This is a genomic window from Streptomyces sp. SUK 48 (genome assembly GCF_009650765.1).
Taxonomy (GTDB): Bacteria; Actinomycetota; Actinomycetes; order Streptomycetales; family Streptomycetaceae; genus Streptomyces.
In genome coordinates this window covers 5,352,911-5,370,557 of record NZ_CP045740.1, presented here as the reverse complement: position 1 = coordinate 5,370,557, position 17,647 = coordinate 5,352,911, and the positions used below count along the sequence as shown (strand labels likewise).

The following is a 17,647-nucleotide window of genomic DNA, read 5'->3' as shown; positions in this document are numbered from 1 at the left end:
ACCTCAGCGACCAGTTGCTTTCCCTGGGACCGAGCGCTCTCCGCAGCCGTGTGCGGTACAGGCGGCCTACCGCTCGTAGCTCCCGCGCAGGGAACGCCGGCAGCTGTTGGCTGGCCTTACTCGTTGAGACTCCACCGGCGTCCTGTGCCCCGTGCTACACTTCCCCCCGCAGAGGCAGGCTTCGGGCCTGGCGGCTCACAACCGCATGTCTCACAAAAAGCGCGGAGATTCGGGTGCAAATCCCGGCGTCCCTTGTGGATCGTAGCTCAAGCAGTAGAGCCCCGCTCCTTTCTTTTCATCAACTCATTCACTTTCAGTGCCACTCCATTCCGGGATGGCACTTTACTTGTGATATGCGCTATTGAAAGTCGCAATTTCCTGGTCTGTAAACTTCATAGCCGAGTAATGGAAACGAGCATACCCTCGCACTTTTCTCAGCCTCTCGCTCGGATCCTTCGGAAGTCCTGGGCCGACCTCGTCCAGATCCCTCAATAGGATCTCGCCCCACGCCGGGCGAGGAATGGCCGCTTGCAAAATCTCGTTTGCTTGCCGAGCGAGATTCTTAGTAATAGCTAGAGCGGCAACCGTTTCCCGATGTCCGAACTTTACTTCGTCATGGCCAGCGCTGAAGCTCGGCTCATACCCGGCTAGGCGCTTCCATCCAGCCCGGGCTCGTGAACTCATATTGGTGCAGTGATTCTCAAGGGCCCTGTCGGAGAGGCCGCCAGCATGGATCGTGCAGTTACGCATCTTCCTGACCAAGTGGAACTGATCCAAGCTGTCGGCAGAAAATTTCAGTGTTGACGTGTCTTCCAGCTTCCCGTGCTGATTTGCCGACCGCACGTTACTCGCACCCAGATTTACTCCGGTGGACCTCTCGACTAGCCGCAGGCAGGCTTTCATGTAGTCTTCATGGGCTCCCAAGACATATGGAACAGCCATTGCGCCGAGGTGACTTTCAGCAGCACGCAAGATGCCACTGGCAGCGGTCGTGGTTAGGTTGAACCGTTTGATGTGCGGGATTTGCGGAAAAACTTCGGCGAGCAAGTGATCGGATCCCTCGGTGAGCTTTAGCAAGTGCACTGCCATCTGAGAACCTGCCAGAAGCCCCATGATTGCCGAGTTGACCTCTTCTCGCGTCGCATCATGATCGCGAAATTCTGGAAAATAGACGTACTTATTCATGCCCACCCCTGCTAACGAGCGCTGCGATGCCCGTGGCCATAGCCCTAGCGGCTATGGCCACGATGTTGGCACAGGTTGTGAGGAAACGGCACGCGCAGAGTCCCTGTGGGACTTCGAAGCGACAGCAGTGGACGCCTCTGACGGATACGACGGCGGGTCCCCAGTGATCAGTTCTGGGCCGCCCCTGGGCCGTCCAAGGCCCCCCGCGGCCACCCAACGACGACCGACAGTGACAGACGAGCCGCAGGCGCCAGCAGCGAACGCCCAGGTCAGAGTGCCTCGACCATACGGGTTTCCCCCGAGGGGTGGCCGTCAGGCAAGAGGGGGTGTCTCTTGCCGAATCCCGTCGCTCGCTCTGACGCGGCAAGCTCCGTGCAGACCCCTGGGCTCAAAATTCCAACATTGCGCCCATCTACGGCCTCTATGGTCTGTGCATGGCCAAGGTCTGCATCTTCTGTGGAGGCACTCCTCTGACGAAGGAGCATGTTCTCCCCCGCTGGCTCAAAGTTGCGCTCGACCCAACAGTCCGGCGCCACCGATACATCCGGCTGAGCTTGGACACAGCCCGACATCACGACGCTCCCCCGCTGAATGACCAAGTCAAGGTCGTCTGCTCCAACTGCAACAGCGGCTGGATGAACCAGATGGAGGAAGACGTTAGGGACTTCCTGCCTGCCCTGATCCGGGGAACTCCATGCACCCTCGGCGCCGAAGCGCAGCGCGCTCTGTCGTCATGGTCCCTGAAGACCATGCTCATGTTTCAGTACACGCATCCCTCTGAAGTGCGCAATGTGATCCCCGAGAGTGACTTCGCAACGTTTAGTGAGGTCCACGAACCCACTGCCTCGATGCTCGGTCGCCTGGGCTTCATGAACTACCCACCTGACGACAACGTGCCTCTTGTGGACACCCTGTGCCAGGGCTACGGGACCTCCCAATTGGGTCGCGTGGCTTGGATCAGCACCCTCAAGATCGGCTGCATGGTGGTGCAGATCATCCGCGCGCCTGATGTGGCAAAAGGCTCCAGGCTGGCTCCGTACGAGGCTTTGCCCTCGTTGCGCCCGATGTGGCCGCCGGCCGAGCCGATCGAGTGGCCTCTGCCTCAGGCAATCCCGCGCGAGACGATGACGGCGCTGGCGCACCCGCAAGTGTTTGATGTGAGGGTCGTTCCCATCCAGGCTTAGGCCTTCAGCTCCGGTGACCTCCGTAGTTGGCATCAACAATGGCAAACGGAGTGGATTCTGACGATCGCCGACAGTCCCTGTGTCCAGAGCGATTAAAGCTCTTACAGCAGGTAGTTCGAACTCTTAAAGCGGTGCTCATGCACGAGCGACCACTCAGGGCCATGCTGGGCCATGGAAGGGCAGAAGCCCGCGGTGAACGGCGGCGAGGTCATTCGAACCACGTCGACAGCAAACCCGCGATAGTCGCGCAGATCAGGCCGGTGGAAGCAAGCACGGCGGGAGCTGTGACCTCTGGGGCCTGCTCAAGGCCTACGAGCTCGATGCGCTCTCGGATGTGCAGAAGGTCGCCCACCGTGCTCTCGCTAGGGACCTCCCGTTCCAACCTGGTTCGACGCTCCTCCTCCGAGAGCCCAGGATCTCCCATGATCTCTTCATACCTTCGGAGCTTGCGCCTGAGGTGATCTCGTCGGCCGTCGATGCGCTGCCACAACAACCAGACGCCAAGCGCCGGCAATACGCCGCTGGCTACAGTCAGGATGGTGATCGCCAGTTTCACCCCTGCACTATGCAGTGAGGACGGAACGGTAGGGAAGCCTTGTTCGTCGGAGACGGCGCCGCGGTGAGCGTCTAACTGCGTGACAACGCCGACGAACAACGGCGGACGAGCGCGAACGTCTGCGGACCATCAGCGCAGGTGAGAGGCACACCAGCCCAAGGCAGCGCCCCCACCCCAGTTGCTTCGGGACGAAGAGGTCCTGGGTTCAAGTCCCGTAACCGCGAAGGAGAAGTACCGGCTCAGGGCAGTGGGGAAGCTGGTCTACGAAGTGGGCTGGCTCTCCAGCAGTGCTTCCGCCGTCAGGGTTCCTGCCAGCGTGCCCATCAGCCATTCCGCGAGGTTCACGCCCTGGGACCAGCACTCGCCTTCGTGGTTGCACCACATGACGCCCGCAGGATCGCGGAAGTCGACCAGCGACCAGATAGTGCAGCCCCAGTCGTAGATCAACACCAGGCCGGCCGGGATGCGGCCGGACGGGTCCGGGCCGTCCTGGTACAGCTCGGCGATGTCCGCAAAGTTGCCCTGTGCGGCCCCGCCGCGCACCCCCAGGATGCCTTCGTTCGGGCCGAATCCGCCGTTGGCGACCTCGACGTACAAGCGCCGCAGGAGAGGAGGCAACGGGAACCCGATGACTTCTTCCGCCGCAGCGACAGCCTCCGGTGTTGCGGGCGGAGGCAAAGTCCCCGCCCGAGCTGCGATACGCAACGCCTCGACAACCTCATCATCAGTCACGGGCTCAGCCTCTCAGCCCGGACTGGTCGGACGTGCCAGATGCGTGCCAGATCCTGCGGGGAACCACGGGGAACAGCGGGGACTTGCCCCGGATGGGGCCAAGGCTCCAACACTGCTTCGCCGCAGTTCGGCCCAGCAAACCGCCGCCAAGAAACCCAAGCTGATGGCTCAGAGTCTTCCTCCCTCGATGCCCTGCGCTCCAGCGTCCGACATAAAGCAGCGGGGAGGGGAGCCAGTTGGTGCTCGGGCTCCCCTCCCCTCGTGAGGTGGAGGGACGTCACGGGTGGGTGATGCTTGCGGCCACCGTCTCAGGGATGGTGCGGTTCGCTCACGGCCAGGAGGTGGCCGCGGCTGGTTGCGACGCGGAGTACGTCCCGGAGGGCTCCGGTTAGATCCTTCGCCAAGAGGCGGAGGTCCTCCGGGTCCGCGTCAGGGTCGTTGAGGGCGTCCGAGGCGTGTTCCCGCAGCTCGGCTGCCGTTCCCAGTTGGATCGATTCGATGTTGTCCGCCAGGCGGGACATGTAGCCGGTCTTGTCGTCGGTACTCAGGTAGCAGGGCTGCCGTCCGAGCCCGACCACGGCAGGAGCTGTAGTTCGTTCGGTGCCGTCATTTTTGAGTCTGCCTCTCATTGGTCGGGTGGTGGGTGGTGAAGACGGCGTCGATGTGCTCGCCGGGGAACACCAGAAGTGCGGCCTCGGTGATCCGCCCGGACGTGTCGGTTGCGACGCGTGTGATCACGAGGACCGACGCCGACGAGCGGAGCCGGAGGACAGACGCTTCCTCCGGGGACGGTGGACGGGCGCATACCGTCTCCCGGATAGTTGCCTGTGGCGTGCTCAGGACGGCGAAGCGCGTGGCTGTCTCCCGCCAGGAAGCGTTGTCGTCCTCGACTCCGGCCGGGGTCAGGTCGGGCGGGATGTAAATACGGGCCAGTCCGCGCGGGGATCCTCCCTGACGGCTGATGCAGAAGAACTCGGTGAGTGGGGTGGCCGTCGGCACCTTGAACAAGGTCGTCAGATGTCCCTGTGCTGCAACCGTGGTGGTGCTGACCGTGATGTTCAGGGCTGCTTCTCCGGCGGTCCACGGATCCAACGTCCCCTAGCCGCCGACGTACACGGTCTTGCGAGGCCGATGGCGGACGAAGATGCCCTTGCCGTGGATCTTCTCGACCAGGCCCTCGCCTTGGAGGACCGCGAGGGCGTTCCGCAGAGTCACTGTGCTGACCTTGTAGCGGACGGCGAGGTCGGCCTCAGACGGGAGGCGTTCACCCGGCTTGATGCGGCCGGTCGTGATCTGCTGCCGGAGATCGTCGGCGATCTCGTGATGGCGTGCACGCACGGGCTGGTTCACCGCCTTCTCAGCATGCGATCGGCGACGAGTCGGGTTCGCGCGTGCATGGTCAGCAGTTCGCCGGACTTCAAGGGAAGCTGCTTGGCGCCTTGGGAGAGTTGGAAGAGGTCGGCTACCCGACAGGGCAGTCCCCCGAGTTGGATGACGTCGCCTCGTTGCACGGTCGCCGCGGTGACCTCGACGTTGGAGACCAGCGCGCCGCCGAGTGCCCGGCCGCTTACCGCTCCGCCTCCGCCTTCATGGAGCGGGGAGACACCGTGTGGCACGGGCAAGAGCACGTCTCGTACACAAGCGGCAGGTCGATCGGTGCGGAGACTGGCGAGGACTCCGCGCAAGCAAGGTGTATGCCGATGCAGCACACGGCCGACTGGTAGGGGATGGTCGACGTCTCGGTGATGTGGGGCCGTTTGGGAGGCAGCATCAGAAACCTCCCGCGAGAGACGACCACGCCTCGGCCGGCATGTGAGAGGTGACCACCACCGCGCGCCGCCGTACTCGTTGCTCCCAGGCCAGCACGTACGGGCGGACAAGCTCGTTTTCCTCCCCCACGAGCGGGAGGCAGAACGCAGGTCTTGACTCGGGCCCAAGCAAAGACGTCAGCGCGCGTGCACCGGCGCCATCGGCGAGGTCGAGGCGAGTCACGCCCTACTCGAAGGCGTCCCGGAAGCGAGGGTACGAAGGCGGCACGGCTGAGATCCGACCCTGCGCACGCACCCGTCAGCCCGCGGCGGTCCCATGCCTGGGCCGGCGTCCCTCGCGTCCCCCTACGCAGTCGATTCGATACTCACCGTCGAGTGATGATCGGTCGTGGCGACGGACCCGCGAGGGCGGTTTTCCGTCCGGGGGCTGAATAGCATCCTTCGCGCTCGGCCGCGAACTGACAGTTTGTTACCCGCTACCGCTGGGTCTCTGATACGTCTGGCCGAAACGGTCGGAACCTGACAGGGCACACATGCCCCACGCCCCCGAATTCCGGACCGGGACGTATTGCGTTAGAACGCACTCCAACTCCTAGGTTCGAAGGCATGCGGTACATCAAACTCGGGGCGACCGGGCTGGAAGTCTCCGCCATCACCCTCGGCTGCATGAGCTTCGGCGAGCCGGACCGTGGCGGTGAGCCCTGGTCGCTGGGCCCGGACGCCGGCCGGGACATCATCAAGCAGGCCCTTGAGGCCGGCGTCAACTTCCTCGACACGGCCAATGGGTACAGCGCCGGAAGCAGTGAGGAGATCGTCGGTCAGGCGGTCAAGGACTTCACCCGGCGCGAGGAGGTCGTTCTCTCCACCAAGGTCTGGATGCGGATGCGCCCCGGCCCGAACGGCGCCGGGCTGTCCCGCAAGGCGATCTTCACCGAGCTCGACGCCTCCCTGAAGCGACTGGGGACCGACTACATCGACCTGTACCAGATCCACCGCTGGGACTACGACACTCCGATCGAGGAAACCCTCGAGGCGCTGCACGACGCGGTCAGGTCCGGGAAGGTCCGCTACCTCGGCGCCTCTTCCATGTACGCCTGGCAGTTCGCCAAGGCCCTGTACCTGGCTGACCTGAACGGCTGGACCCGGTTCGTGTCGATGCAGGACCACTACAACCTCATCCACCGGGAAGCGGAGCGCGAGATGCTCCCGCTCTGCGCCGACCAGGGCATCGGCGTGATCCCGTGGAGCCCGCTGGCGCGGGGCAGGCTGACGCGGGTCCGGGACACCGCCACGGCGCGTGCCGAGACCGACCCGGGCGGCAAGATCCTCTACCGCGACGGGGACCAGGCAGTGGCCGAGCGCGTCCACGAGATCGCGGGCAAACGGGGTCTGTCCCCGGCTCAGGTCGCCCTGGCCTGGGTCATGCGCAACCCGGCGGTGACCTCTCCCATCGTCGGGGTCACCAAGCCGGCCCACCTGGCCGACGCGGTCGCCGCGGTGGACGTCGAGCTCGACGAAGACGAGGCCGCCTACCTGGAGGAGCCCTACCAGCCACACGAGGCCGCCTACCTGGAGGAGTCCTTCTACAAGCGGCAGCCGGTGACGGGCTCCCGGTAGTTGGGGCTGCCGCCGGGCCTTGCACGAGTCCTTGTCCGGCGGACGGCGGCGGCCGTCACCATCCACCGGCGCGCGCCGTGCGACGCCTGCTCGGACCGGGCACGGGAGACCTTCGCCCGGCGGCGACGCCCGATGCGGGCCTGCGCGATCGGGGCCGGCTGGTCGTCGGCCACCGCCTCCGGCTCGGAGAATGCCTCGCAGGCTCAGCGCCCGCACCGGCTGCCGCTCCACCGCCTCCGCGATCGACGGGTCCACCCAACTCGGAGGCCCGCTGGCCTGGTTCGTGACCGACGCCCGACGGCACCCGGGCCAGGCAGCCTCCCGAGTGTGCAACGGCCCGGCGGACGGCGGTAGGGCCGGGCTCGGGACAGTGGCCGCCGCGGTCGGCCGCCCGGCAGGCCGGTACCGCGTGCTCGGCTCGGGCCCGCTCGATCACCGGGGTCGATCGACGTGGCAGGCCACCGCCTCGCTGGTCATGCTCGCCGCCACGGTCACCACGGTCACCGGCCTCGCCGCACTCATCCGCGCAGAGCCGCTGCTGCGGCCGCCTCGAGCGGGACAGCCACAGCGACGTCCCCGAGACCTGAGCCAGACATCGCCGGCCCGCACAAAGGCCGGCCGGCGTCACATGTGCAGGGCCTGGTCGAGGGTGGGGTGGCAGTCGATGACCGTGTCCAGGCCGACGATCTGCACCGTGCGCAAGACGGGTGCCGACAGTGCTGCCAGGCGGAGCCAGCCGCCTGCCCCGGTGAGAGCACGGTGGGCACTGATCAGGATGTTGATGCCGCTGGAGTCCATGAACGAGACCCGGTGGAGGTCCGCCACGACCCGCGGTGGGTCGGTCGTGCAGGCTCCCAGGGCCTCGCGCAGTGTGTCACCGGTGTGGTGGTCGATCTCGCCGCTCACGCTCAGGACGCGCACGCCCCCGGTCATGGAGGAGGCCACCAGCAACGGGCCGGCTGCCGCGCCTTCTTGCGTCCCCGCCTTCGCTCCTTCAGTCACATGGACGATACTGGCACATCGAACCTGGCGTCCGGAATGGTGCCAGGGGCTGCGGGGCTGACGTGACGTCAGGGGACCGACCTGCTTTCCCGCGGGGTAAGCGCGCGAAGCCAGGCCATGGCGCGGCGCGGCGTCGTAGGGTCTGCATATGACGGGGGAGGCGGCGGTGGCCGACGGCGGGCAGCCTTTCCAGATGACGATCGAGCTGGACGGGAGCGGCGGCTGCATCGCCCAGGCGCGGCACCTGGCCCTCGCCTTCCTCGCCCGGATGCGTACCGAACACCGGCTGGACGTCTCCCAGCGCGCCGTGGACTTGTGTCAGTTGGTGGTCAGTGAGCTGGTCACCAATGCCGGCAAGTACGCGCCGGGCCCGGTGCTGATGGACCTGCGGATTGAAAGCGGCATGATCGAGATCGCGGTGTGGGACTCCGACCCGGTGCTCCCGGAGGCCAAGGCGGCCGACGCGGGCCGGGTCGGGCAGCATGGCCTGGAGATCGTCAAGGCCGTCACCCACAGCCTCGACGCCCACCCCACCCCGGTCGGCAAACGCATCACCGCCCGCCTCCCCCTCACCGACGATCACCGCATCACTCGCGCCGCGGTGAGCAGCTGACACCTCCTGGGCCGTGAGCCTCACGTTTGCCTCAGAAACCTTCATATGTCTTGACGATCACCGGACCCCAGGGCGATTGTCGTGTTCATGCGGCGGGGGTCGGGCATGAACATGAGCGCCCCCCTGCACGTGACGTGGAGCGCGACCTCCGCAAATGGAGAGTCGCCGCTCCGGCGTGACCCGGTCGGCTTTCTGGTCGGGCGTCGTTCCAATTGTCCTCGGGTCGGTCCCAAAGGTCCTGGCGATCGGCGATCCGGGCCCCGTCGCCCGTACCTCGTTGATCCCCGGATCCACCCGGGACGGCGGCGTGACCGGGCAGTGCGCCTCGATCGCGCGGCGGTACCCGTTCGGCGACGGCCGGCGTTCCACCGGAACGAGGGGCGTGGCCGGGGCCGGGGCGGCCGCCGTGGTAGTGGGGCCAGGCTGCACGGGCGCGGGCGCCTGGACGTGCAGGGTGCGGACGTTCGCCTTCTGCACCGTCCGTTGACCGCCGCGATCAGCTTCGGTGCGCTCCGGCGCGGCTTCGTGCCGACGGCGGGGCACCGGGGCGATGTCCAGGCGGCTGCGCTGCTTCGGATTCCTGGTGGTGGCGCCGTTCATCTTCGCCGTCTCCCGGGCCGCGCCAATGTCTGGCGCGGCCCGGGAGGCCGACTCCGCTCAGTTCGGTCATGCGATTACCGTCCCGGTGGGATCGTCGTCCAGCGGGCGCGCCGGTCCGTCCACCGCGCGGACCCGGCCTGCCCGGTGTCGGCGGCGGCCGCTCGCGCAACCGCTCCAGTCGCGCCGCCACGGCGCACGAGGGCCGCCCGACATCACGGGCGCCCGGCCCCCGACCAGCCGAGCAGAACGTCGCCTACGCGGCCGCGGCCGTTCGCGGGCCAGGCATCACCCGGGGATCGCGAGTCCCAACTCTGCGGCCAGTGCGGCGGTGTCGCGGACCACACGGGTCGCGCCGGACAGCCGCTCGGCCGGGGTCAGCGCCGCGTAGCCGATGCTGGCCATGCCCGCGGCCGTCGCGGCGTCGACTCCGGGCACGCTGTCCTCGACCACCACCGCGTAGGCGGGGTCGACTCCCATACGGACTGCGGCGTGCAGGAAGAGATCCGGCGCCGGTTTGCCCTGGGTGACGTCTTCCGCGCAGTACACCCGGTGCTCGAAGTAGGACGCCAGCCCCGTGACGCGCAGGCCGAGGCCGAGCCGGTCTCGGGGTGAACTCGACGCGACGCAGAACGGAGTGCCGCGCCGGGACAGGGCCTGGAGGACCTGCGCCATGCCGGTGACCGGCCGCAGGTCTCGCTCGAAGGCTTCGATCAGCCGGGCCCGGTACCGCTCGGCGAATCCCGCCGGAAGATCCCGCCCGGTCTCGGTCCTGAGCATGGCCCGGACGCGGTCCAGGGTGCCGCCCATGTAGCGGCACATGCTGTCCTCGTACGAGGTGGGGAACCCGGCCTCCGTGAGCAGCTCGGCAAGGACGCGGTTGGCGATCGGCTCGGAGTCGACGAGTACGCCGTCGTTGTCGAAGATCACCAGATCCGCGTCGGCGGGGTCCCGGAGCGGTCGGGGCGCGGGTGACGTCCCCGCGGCCCAGGTGGGGTACGGACGGCCGTGCAGGGAGGCGTTGTCGAACCTCAGGTCGGTGGTGACTTCCTCGGTGACCCACTCGGGCAGGTCGACCACGTCCGCCGCGTCCTGGGCCTCCAGCTCCGCCATCACCAGGCCGGCGTTGGAGCCGAAGAACTCGTCCACGATCCAGCCGTCGAAGCGGCCGCCCAGATGGTGCCGCTTCTTCTGCACCAACGGCTGCGGGCACAGCCGCGCGAGGATCTCCTCGGCGTCTGCGAGCGGCACCGGGTACTCGAACTCGGCCCTGCGCGCCCCCTCGCGGGGGCCTTTGACGGTGAGGACCGCCTCGGTGCCGTCGGTGATCCGCACCCGCACCGCGCGCTCGGGTTCGGCGGACATGTATCCCTGGCGGACCTCCCGGGTCCGCACCACCGTCTCGCGCCAGCCGCGGCCGACGAGGAACTTCCGCTCCGTCTCCACCCCCATCAGGCGATTCCCTTCAGCGCCGTTTCGAATGCCTCCGCGAAGAAGTCCAGTTCGGGTTCCCCGATGACGAGCGGGGGGTGCACGTTGATGACGTCCGGCGCCATGCCGGTCGTCGCGACGAGGACGCCGGCGTCCGGGTGCCCGGAGCGGAACAGGTGCCGCATCCGGCCGGCGTACGGCCCGGTCAGGACGATGCGCGCGGTGCCGCCCATCGCGTCGACGCCCCGAACGAGGTGCGGGTGCCGCGCGGCGACCTCGGTGAGCCGGTCGCGCATAGCCTCCTCCAGCCGCAGGACGTCCTGGTCCACCGTGGTCCACCGCTCCCAGCGGTCCAGCACCGTGTCCACGACGGCGAGGGCGCTCGGGATGCCGATGTACGTGGAGGAGTGGCTGCCGGGCCGGTACTGCTCCGGGCTGCCCAGGGGCTCGCGGGACCAGACCATGCTCAGCGCGGCACCGCCGTTGGCCAGGCCCTTGCTGGTGACGACGATGTCCGGGGTCACCCCGGAGCGCTGGAACCCCCAGCGCGGCCCCACCCGGTGCATGCCGGTGAAGATCTCGTCCGCGATGACCACCGCGCCCTGCTCCCTGGCGTGGTCTACCGCGGCGCGCAGCAGTTCGTGGTCGGGTTCCACCATGCCGCCCACGTTCTGGACGGACTCGAAGACGAAGGCCGACACCTTCCGGCCGAAGTCCCGCCCCCCGACGCCGCTGAGCTCGGAACCCCACCGGGTGACGGCCTCACGGCAGGCCGGCCCGCAGCCGGCTCCCGCGACGGCGTGCGGGCACCGCTGGGAGTCCGGGCTCGGGAGCCGGACCACCTCCAGCCCCCAGGCGGCCAGCAACTCCCGGTAGCGCGGACTGGAACTGAGCATGCTCGTCACGCCGGAGCGGCCGTGGAAGGCGCCCTCGAAGACGACGATCGTGCCCGGGCCGTTCGCGGCGAAGGCGATGCGCAGGGCCGTCTCCATGGCCTGGGCCCCGCCGAGGTCCAGCTCCACCCGGCCTGGCGTGCCCAGCACGTCGGATACGAGCGGTTCCAGCCGGGAGAGCACCTTGAGCCGCAGCTCGGACTCGGCGAAGGAGGGCAGTGCGGGCAGCTGCTCGCAGCGGCGCATCGCCTCGTGCAGCAGGGTGGCGTCGTAGCCGAAGGCGACGGTGCCGTTGGCGGCTTCCGCGTCGAGGTACCGGCGTCCGTCGTGCGCGGTCAGCCAGCTGCCCGAGCCGGAGACGAACTTGGGGACGTCGGGTTCGCGGTAGACCAGGTTGCCCGCCCCGGCGTAGGAGGGGATGCGCTTGTCGGCGAGGTCGGTCATGTCTGGGGCTCCCCGGTCAGTCGCCGTCCGCCGAGCTCGGTCGGCTCTCCGTCCACCACCACGACCCGGCTGCCGTCGCGGTGCTGCTGGTCCGACAGGGCGAGCCGCCCTGCCGCGAAAGCCTGCACCGACCACCGCAGGCAGGGCCGGTCGCTGAGGCTCTTCTGCCTCGTTTCCTGCGTGTGGGCGTCCTCGGCGGTCGGCCGTCGTCCCTCGACGGGCACCTCGGGTCCCATCGCGAGGATCGCTCCGCCGTCCCGGGTGCCGTCGACGAGGAAGCAGGAGGTGCGGGTCGTCGTGCGGCCCGCCGTCATCGCGAGTCGGACGGGGTCCTTGCCCGTGAACTGCCTGCGGCCCTCTTCGTCCAGGACCGAGAGGTCGGCCGGGTGCTGGTTGATCATGCGTCCCCGGTAGCGGTCGAGCAGTCGGCCGTCGATCCAGCGGTGGTAGGCGAGGACGACCAGGTCCAGCTCGCCGTTGTCCCGCTCCCAGTCGGCGATCCGTCCGTCCAGCGCGTCGTGCCACTGGCGGGCCCGGTCCTGGTAAGCGTCTTGGCCCGACCGGCCCACGGCGGCCGACGCTCTTCCGCAGACGTGGTCGAAGTCGCCCGGCCACGCCTCGACCCCGGCCTGCCGTGCCACGTCCAGGGCCTTGACCCGCTCTGCGTGCGAGGCGACGAGGCAGACCCGGAACTCCTCGGGCCGTGCCCGTTGCAGGTCCAGCAGCGTGGTGAGATTGGCGCCGGTGGCGGAGACCAGGACGCCGATGCGCAGCGGCCCGGCCGCCGAACGACGGCTCAGGGGCGTCAGGGTGGCCCCGGTCGGAGTGGGTGCGGACAAGAGCACTCCGTCTCTGTATCTCTCGGGCCCCGAAGACATTCGCGGCGGTTGCGACATGACTCGCCCCACTCTGGGAGCCCATCGGGTGGCCGGTCCATGGCAGATGCGGCTCATCTCCCTGCACTGCAGGGAGATGAGGGCCGCGGCGCTGGAGTTGTTGAACGGTGATCAGTGATGCTCGCAACCGGGCCGCCGAGCCTGTACTACCCGGAAATACCAGTTCCAACTGGGAGCACCAGAAAGCAGGAGGCCGAGATGTCCTCGCTCACGTGTGACATGTTCTCTCTCGAGCGTTGCGGGCAGAATCCCGACATTCGTTGGGACTGATTCCCGGCCTGCGTGCCGAATTCGGCTCACCTGACAGTGGATCCCACTGGTGGACAGCGGGTGTGCGGCGGTCGCGGGTCTCCTGGTGATCATTCCTGGAGCCGGCACGCTCGTCGTGGTGCGCAACATGCTGTGAGCCCACTTCAGGAGCGCGGTTCCGCACCGCCGTCGGTGTGTGCGGGGCTGGTCGCCCGAGCCCTGACGCGCCCATCGAGGGGGCGGTCCGGTCGGACCACGGCAAGCCCCGCGTCTTCTCCCTTTTCGGCCTTGGTCTCCGCGCGCCGGCAGAAGCGAACCACCTCTCCGACGACGCGAAGGACTGTCATGCCGCTCGGCGCCGAAGGTTTCTCCCTGATGGAACTTCCCTCCGTCTCGCCGGAATTGCTGGCGACGTACGACGAGTTGCCGATCGACCTCTACATGGGGCAAGGAAGCCGGTACAAGAAGTTCTCGCAGTACCGGCTGACGGCGTCGGCCGACGGCGGGTGGAGCTTTGGGCTGCTGCCGCACCGGGACTACACCGCGTTCAAGAAGTTCAACCCGGTCGGCGGCGGCATGCGCCGCATGTATCCGCCCCTCGACGCGGACTTCACCTCCCTCGTCGCCGCGGGTGCCCGGGAGATGGGGCTGGACCGCGACGAGGACTGGCAGATCAACGTGCACCAGAACCGCAGCCGTGCGGAGCGGGGCCGGCCAGGTCCGCTCACGTCGGAGGGTGTGCACCACGACGGGCACGAGTTCGTCATGATCGGCGTCCTGCGCCGGGAAGGGGGCACGGGCGGTGAGACGCGGCTGTGGCACTCCGGGGACGTGAAGCCCTTCTGGACCGGCACGTTGGAGCCCGGTCAGGCGGTTCTCCTCGACGATCGGCGGCTCGCCCACGACGTGACGGACCTCGTGTCCACCGGGGAGCGGTCCGGACACCGCGACATCTTCATCGCCGCCTTCTCGCGCTGGAGCGAGAAGTGGTACGGGGACGAGCATGATGCCGCAGCGCTCTCGGATGACGAGAACCGCCCGGACGAGAACTGACAGGACAGGGCGGCATTCCACATGTACACGGCATCGCACCACAGTTGTACCGACGGCAAGAACGTGCTCGCCGAGGGCGTGTCGGCGGTCCTGCGCGACCTGGAGCACCGCTCGGCCGACGAGCTGCTCCGGATGTCCGACGACTACGGCTTCCGTGGTGACCTCGCCGCGGCGTGCCGCGCGCTGGCGAGTCGCGCCTACGGCGACGGCGACCGGGCGGCTCTGGAGGAGATCCACGGCGCGCTGTCCCTGATCTACGACCGAGAATTCTCCGTCCGCCCCGCCCGGGAGCCGGACCATGAACGCGAGCCGGGGCGAGTGCGGGATCGACGGCCTGGACCCTGAGAAGGCGGCGCCGATCAGGGAGCGGGAGCAGCGCGAGAGCGCCGCGGTCGCCGGCGTGAAGCAGGTGGACTTCCTCGACCACCCCGACGGGCTGATCGAATACGGCCTCGCACTGCGCCGGGATCTCACGCACGCGGTGCGCCGGCACCGCCCGAAGCTGGTCTTGACGCTCAATCACCACGACCACTGGCGCGGTGTCTCATGGAACACCCCGGACCACCGCAACGTCGGCCGGGCCGCCCTCGACGCGGCGGCCGACGCCGCCAACCGGTACCTGTTTCCCGAGGAGGGCCTGGAGCCCTGGGAGGGGGTGCGCTGGCAGGCGGTGGCGGGGTCCCCGTACCCCACGCACGCCGTGGACGTCACCTGGGCGGTGGAGCGCGGCGTCCAGGCGGTGCTGGAGCACGCCACCTACCTGGAGACGCTGACCGACGAGGAGCCGGAGGCATACGTCCGGGGCTTCCTCGGCCGTAACCTCGCCGCCGCCGGAGCGCGATTCGGCGGCCGGCCGGCGGTGTCCTTCGAGGTCTTCCACCGCGACCCGTACCGGGTGCGCGCCGGCGAGGTCCACTACCGCTGAGCCCCGGCCGGCCCGCTGCCCACCCCTCCCGCCCCGCCATGGGACCGACCGTAGGGACACCGCTCGTGCACATCGCCATCGTCGACGTCAATCCGCCCGCGGTACAGGCCGTACGGCTCGCCAAGGAGGCGGGCCACCGCGTGACGTTCGTGCAGCCCGCGCTGACGCAGTACGCGCTCACCGGCGAGACCCTGAAGGCCGTCCGGGCGGTGGACCGGCTGATCGACGGGATCGACACGACGGACCCCGTCGCGGTGCTCGAAGCTCTGGAAAAACGCCACGCCGAGTCACCGATCGACGTGGCGGTGACGTTCCAGGAGCCGGCCGCCGAAGCGGTGGCCGTCGCCTGCCGGAGCCTCGGGCTGCGCGGTACGGCGCCCGACGCGGTGATCACCGCCCGGCGCAAGGACCGCTGCCGGGCGGCGCTCGAGGACGCGGGGCTGGCGTCCGCTCGCTGGGCCCGCGCGCTCGACATCGACGAGGCGCTGGCCGCTGCCGGGCGGATCGGCTACCCCGTCGTGATCAAGCCGCCGTCCGGCAGCGCCAGTCTGCTCTCGCATGTGGCCGACGGCCCGCAGCAGGCGGCGGCCGCCTGCCGGAACGTGCTGACCGGCACCGACGAGGTTCCGGCGCACTGGCGGGTTCAGTTCTCACGGGGCGTCCTGGTGGAGGAGAAGCTGACGGGCAGGCTGGTCTCGGTGGAGATCGGAGTCCGGCGGGGCGAGTTCTTCCCGTTCTGCGTCACCGGCCGGTTCCGCGCGCCGGAGAACGAGGTGGTCGAACTGGGCTCGTGCGTTCCCTCGGGACTCTCGCCGCGGGAGAGCGCCGACTGTGTCGCCTACGCCGAGGAGGTCTGCCGGGCCATCGGAGCCGACCAGGGGATCTTCCACCTGGAGGTGTTGGTGACCGAACGCGGGCCGGTGCTGGTGGAGTTCAACCCGCGGGTCATGGGGGGCGGCCTGCCGCACGCCTACCGGCACGCCACCGGGCAGGACATCTACCGATCCTGGTTGCAGCTCATGAGCGGAGAACCGGTCGACGTCCCCCTCGAGTTCACCGGCTGTACCGCCGTGTTCGCGGTCGTCCCCCGGGACGGCGGACGGCTGTCCGACACGGCCTGCCTCACGCCGCTCGACGGGCAGGCCGAGGTCCTGGAGGTCATCGGGTTCGACGCCTACCGGACCGGCCCGGGCGAGACGGTCGCCCCCGGCCAGGCCGTCGCCCGCTTCATCCTGCGTGCCGGGAATCGCCGGGCTGCGGTGGGCAGGGCCGAGGAGCTGCTGGGCCGGCTGGAGGAGACGCTCGGCGTCCGGCTGATGACCGGTGACCTGGATGCCTGAGCCGCCGGCCCTCGTCCGGCCGTCGGAGTTCAGAGCAGGCCGTGCGCGCGGAACTCGTGCTCCACCATCGGGTCGTCCAGCACGTCCAGCGCGACGAAGTAGGAGATCGTCCGCTTGGCCGTGGCCCGGGTGTACGCGGCGACGGTCTTCTTGTCGTACACCTCGGCGAGAACCTGTTCGGCGTCGTCGCGCGTGAGCCCGTAGCCCAGCAGCTCGGCGCGCACAGCGTCGGCGTCGGGTTGCAGGAAGGCCGCGATCAGCCGGGGCACCAGCAGCGCCGCCTCCCGTCGGGCCGCGGGGTCGAGGGCGGCCCACAGGTAGCGCAAGAAGGCGGCGAAGTAGACGTGGTGGCGCCCCTCGTCCGCGGCGTGGTCGCGGATCGTCTCCCGCACGGCCGGCACGATCTCGCTGTCGACCGGCAGTTCGGCGAGGCTGGCCGATATCAGCGTTTCCGAGACGGTCACGAAGAGCAGTTCGGCCAGGGCCCGGGTGTGCTGGGGCAACGCCTGCTGGATCTCCTCCAGCCGCCTCAGGAAGTAGGGCTGGGCCGGCAGAACCGGGACGATACCGGTGGTGTCGCGGACCTGGCGCATCAAGTCCACCGAGAAGAGGGCGTGGTATGCCTCGTCGCAGTAGATCTTGTAGGCGTCGAAGCGCATCTCCTCGGGGAGTTCGACGCCGACGCTGCCCTGGGCGATGCCGAGCGCGGTGCGGTTGACCACCAGCGTCTCCAGCTTGGCGGTGAAGTCCAGGTAGCGGTAGAGGTGCTGCACGAGCACGGTGTCGAACAGTTCGGGGCGCAACTCGGCGATGAGCGGGTGGCGCGCGACCGGCACCAGTTCGGGGGAGAAGTAGCGGGGGGTTTCGGCGGACGGCGCGCTCAGCTCACGCCGGGGCGCCCGGCGGACGGTCGCCCGCTCCGACCAGCGAGTGAAGGGGGAGCTGTACGAGAGCTCGGCCTGCTCCCCGTCCGTCCCGGCCCCGCGTGCGGGGCCGGACGCGGGATCTGCGCCGGCGAGTCGCCCGGATTCGGCACCAGCGACCGTCGCGGCGCCGGCCGGGGCGAGTGCCTTGCGGGGGCAGTAGGCCAGGGCGGAGCACCCCACGAAGAGCCCGACAATCCCGCACATCGCATGGTTCCCAATCGTTGGTGGAGGTGAT

Annotated in this window: 16 protein-coding genes and 3 pseudogenes; 7 read left to right on the top strand and 12 right to left on the bottom strand. The window is 68.6% G+C overall.

Annotated elements, in window-relative coordinates; translation table 11 throughout:
• Positions 1 to 342: 342 nt before the first annotated feature.
• Positions 343 to 1,185 (bottom strand): hypothetical protein, encoded by an 843-nt coding sequence (locus tag GHR20_RS23620; protein WP_148023714.1) that lies wholly within the window; start codon positions 1,183 to 1,185, stop codon positions 343 to 345.
• A 434-nt stretch (positions 1,186 to 1,619) separates the two neighbouring features.
• Between GHR20_RS23620 and GHR20_RS23615 the strand changes: the two genes are divergently transcribed.
• Complete coding sequence (locus GHR20_RS23615; protein ID WP_148023713.1) at positions 1,620 to 2,369, top strand: hypothetical protein; 750 nt, start codon at positions 1,620 to 1,622, stop codon at positions 2,367 to 2,369.
• A gap of 208 nt (positions 2,370 to 2,577) precedes the next feature.
• On the opposite strand, the gene GHR20_RS23610 is transcribed toward GHR20_RS23615, so the two are convergent.
• The 5 genes and pseudogenes from GHR20_RS23610 to GHR20_RS37675 form a co-directional block, all read right to left on the bottom strand.
• On the bottom strand, positions 2,578 to 2,925 hold the full coding sequence (locus GHR20_RS23610) for a hypothetical protein (RefSeq protein ID WP_153814314.1): 348 nt from the start codon (positions 2,923 to 2,925) through the stop codon (positions 2,578 to 2,580).
• A 261-nt stretch (positions 2,926 to 3,186) separates the two neighbouring features.
• On the bottom strand, positions 3,187 to 3,657 hold the full coding sequence (locus GHR20_RS23605; protein ID WP_148023711.1) for an SMI1/KNR4 family protein: 471 nt from the start codon (positions 3,655 to 3,657) through the stop codon (positions 3,187 to 3,189).
• A gap of 308 nt (positions 3,658 to 3,965) precedes the next feature.
• Positions 3,966 to 4,267: pseudogene (locus tag GHR20_RS23600) on the bottom strand (hypothetical protein).
• A pseudogene (locus GHR20_RS23595) lies at positions 4,264 to 5,007 on the bottom strand (GntR family transcriptional regulator). Before GHR20_RS23595 ends, GHR20_RS23600 begins: the two co-directional pseudogenes overlap by 4 nt.
• The gene (locus tag GHR20_RS37675; RefSeq protein WP_243878398.1) at positions 5,004 to 5,201 is read right to left on the bottom strand and encodes a hypothetical protein; all 198 of its coding nucleotides are present in this window, start codon (positions 5,199 to 5,201) and stop codon (positions 5,004 to 5,006) included. Before GHR20_RS37675 ends, GHR20_RS23595 begins: the two are co-directional and overlap by 4 nt.
• A gap of 831 nt (positions 5,202 to 6,032) precedes the next feature.
• On the opposite strand from GHR20_RS37675, the gene GHR20_RS23585 reads away from it, so the two are divergent.
• Positions 6,033 to 7,043 (top strand): aldo/keto reductase, encoded by a 1,011-nt coding sequence (locus GHR20_RS23585; RefSeq protein WP_153814313.1) that lies wholly within the window; start codon positions 6,033 to 6,035, stop codon positions 7,041 to 7,043.
• A 624-nt stretch (positions 7,044 to 7,667) separates the two neighbouring features.
• Here GHR20_RS23585 and GHR20_RS23580 read toward each other — a convergent pair.
• On the bottom strand, positions 7,668 to 8,045 hold the full coding sequence (locus GHR20_RS23580) for an STAS domain-containing protein (RefSeq protein ID WP_241670573.1): 378 nt from the start codon (positions 8,043 to 8,045) through the stop codon (positions 7,668 to 7,670).
• A 148-nt stretch (positions 8,046 to 8,193) separates the two neighbouring features.
• Here GHR20_RS23580 and GHR20_RS23575 point away from each other — a divergent pair, with 148 nt between their 5' ends.
• Positions 8,194 to 8,658 carry an ATP-binding protein gene (locus GHR20_RS23575; protein ID WP_148023707.1) on the top strand — a complete coding sequence of 155 codons (465 nt, stop codon included), beginning with the start codon at positions 8,194 to 8,196 and terminating at the stop codon, positions 8,656 to 8,658.
• 885 nt (positions 8,659 to 9,543) lie between these two features.
• Here the strand turns inward: GHR20_RS23575 and GHR20_RS23570 are convergent.
• The 4 genes and pseudogenes from GHR20_RS23570 to GHR20_RS23560 all read right to left on the bottom strand — a co-directional run bounded on the left by GHR20_RS23570 (position 9,544) and on the right by GHR20_RS23560 (position 12,862).
• Positions 9,544 to 10,188: an HAD family phosphatase gene (locus GHR20_RS23570; protein ID WP_243878396.1), complete on the bottom strand. Its 645-nt coding sequence runs from the start codon at positions 10,186 to 10,188 to the stop codon at positions 9,544 to 9,546.
• A gap of 93 nt (positions 10,189 to 10,281) precedes the next feature.
• Positions 10,282 to 10,707: pseudogene (locus GHR20_RS37670) on the bottom strand (CYTH domain-containing protein); the annotation flags it as partial.
• On the bottom strand, positions 10,707 to 12,023 hold the full coding sequence (locus tag GHR20_RS23565; protein ID WP_153814311.1) for an aminotransferase class III-fold pyridoxal phosphate-dependent enzyme: 1,317 nt from the start codon (positions 12,021 to 12,023) through the stop codon (positions 10,707 to 10,709). The pseudogene GHR20_RS37670 and the gene GHR20_RS23565, both read right to left, overlap by 1 nt.
• Positions 12,020 to 12,862, bottom strand: a complete 843-nt coding sequence (locus GHR20_RS23560) for a formyltransferase family protein (RefSeq protein ID WP_208446854.1) — start codon at positions 12,860 to 12,862, stop codon at positions 12,020 to 12,022. Before GHR20_RS23560 ends, GHR20_RS23565 begins: the two co-directional genes overlap by 4 nt.
• A 681-nt stretch (positions 12,863 to 13,543) precedes the next feature.
• Between GHR20_RS23560 and GHR20_RS23555 the strand changes: the two genes are divergently transcribed.
• The 4 genes from GHR20_RS23555 (at position 13,544) to GHR20_RS23540 (ending at position 16,486) form a co-directional block, all read left to right on the top strand.
• Positions 13,544 to 14,221 carry a 2OG-Fe dioxygenase family protein gene (locus GHR20_RS23555; protein WP_243878117.1) on the top strand — a complete coding sequence of 226 codons (678 nt, stop codon included), beginning with the start codon at positions 13,544 to 13,546 and terminating at the stop codon, positions 14,219 to 14,221.
• Between the two features lie 21 nt (positions 14,222 to 14,242).
• Positions 14,243 to 14,566, top strand: coding sequence for a hypothetical protein (locus GHR20_RS23550; RefSeq protein WP_153814308.1), 324 nt, complete (start codon positions 14,243 to 14,245; stop codon positions 14,564 to 14,566).
• Positions 14,520 to 15,146, top strand: a complete 627-nt coding sequence (locus GHR20_RS23545; RefSeq protein ID WP_153814307.1) for a PIG-L family deacetylase — start codon at positions 14,520 to 14,522, stop codon at positions 15,144 to 15,146. The genes GHR20_RS23550 and GHR20_RS23545 overlap by 47 nt, the downstream gene beginning before the upstream one ends.
• Before the next feature lie 65 nt (positions 15,147 to 15,211).
• The gene (locus GHR20_RS23540; protein WP_153814306.1) at positions 15,212 to 16,486 is read left to right on the top strand and encodes an ATP-grasp domain-containing protein; all 1,275 of its coding nucleotides are present in this window, start codon (positions 15,212 to 15,214) and stop codon (positions 16,484 to 16,486) included.
• Positions 16,487 to 16,515: 29 nt separating this feature from the next.
• On the opposite strand, the gene GHR20_RS23535 is transcribed toward GHR20_RS23540, so the two are convergent.
• Positions 16,516 to 17,616 carry a diiron oxygenase gene (locus GHR20_RS23535; RefSeq protein WP_153814305.1) on the bottom strand — a complete coding sequence of 367 codons (1,101 nt, stop codon included), beginning with the start codon at positions 17,614 to 17,616 and terminating at the stop codon, positions 16,516 to 16,518.
• Between the last annotated feature and the right edge of the window lie 31 nt (positions 17,617 to 17,647).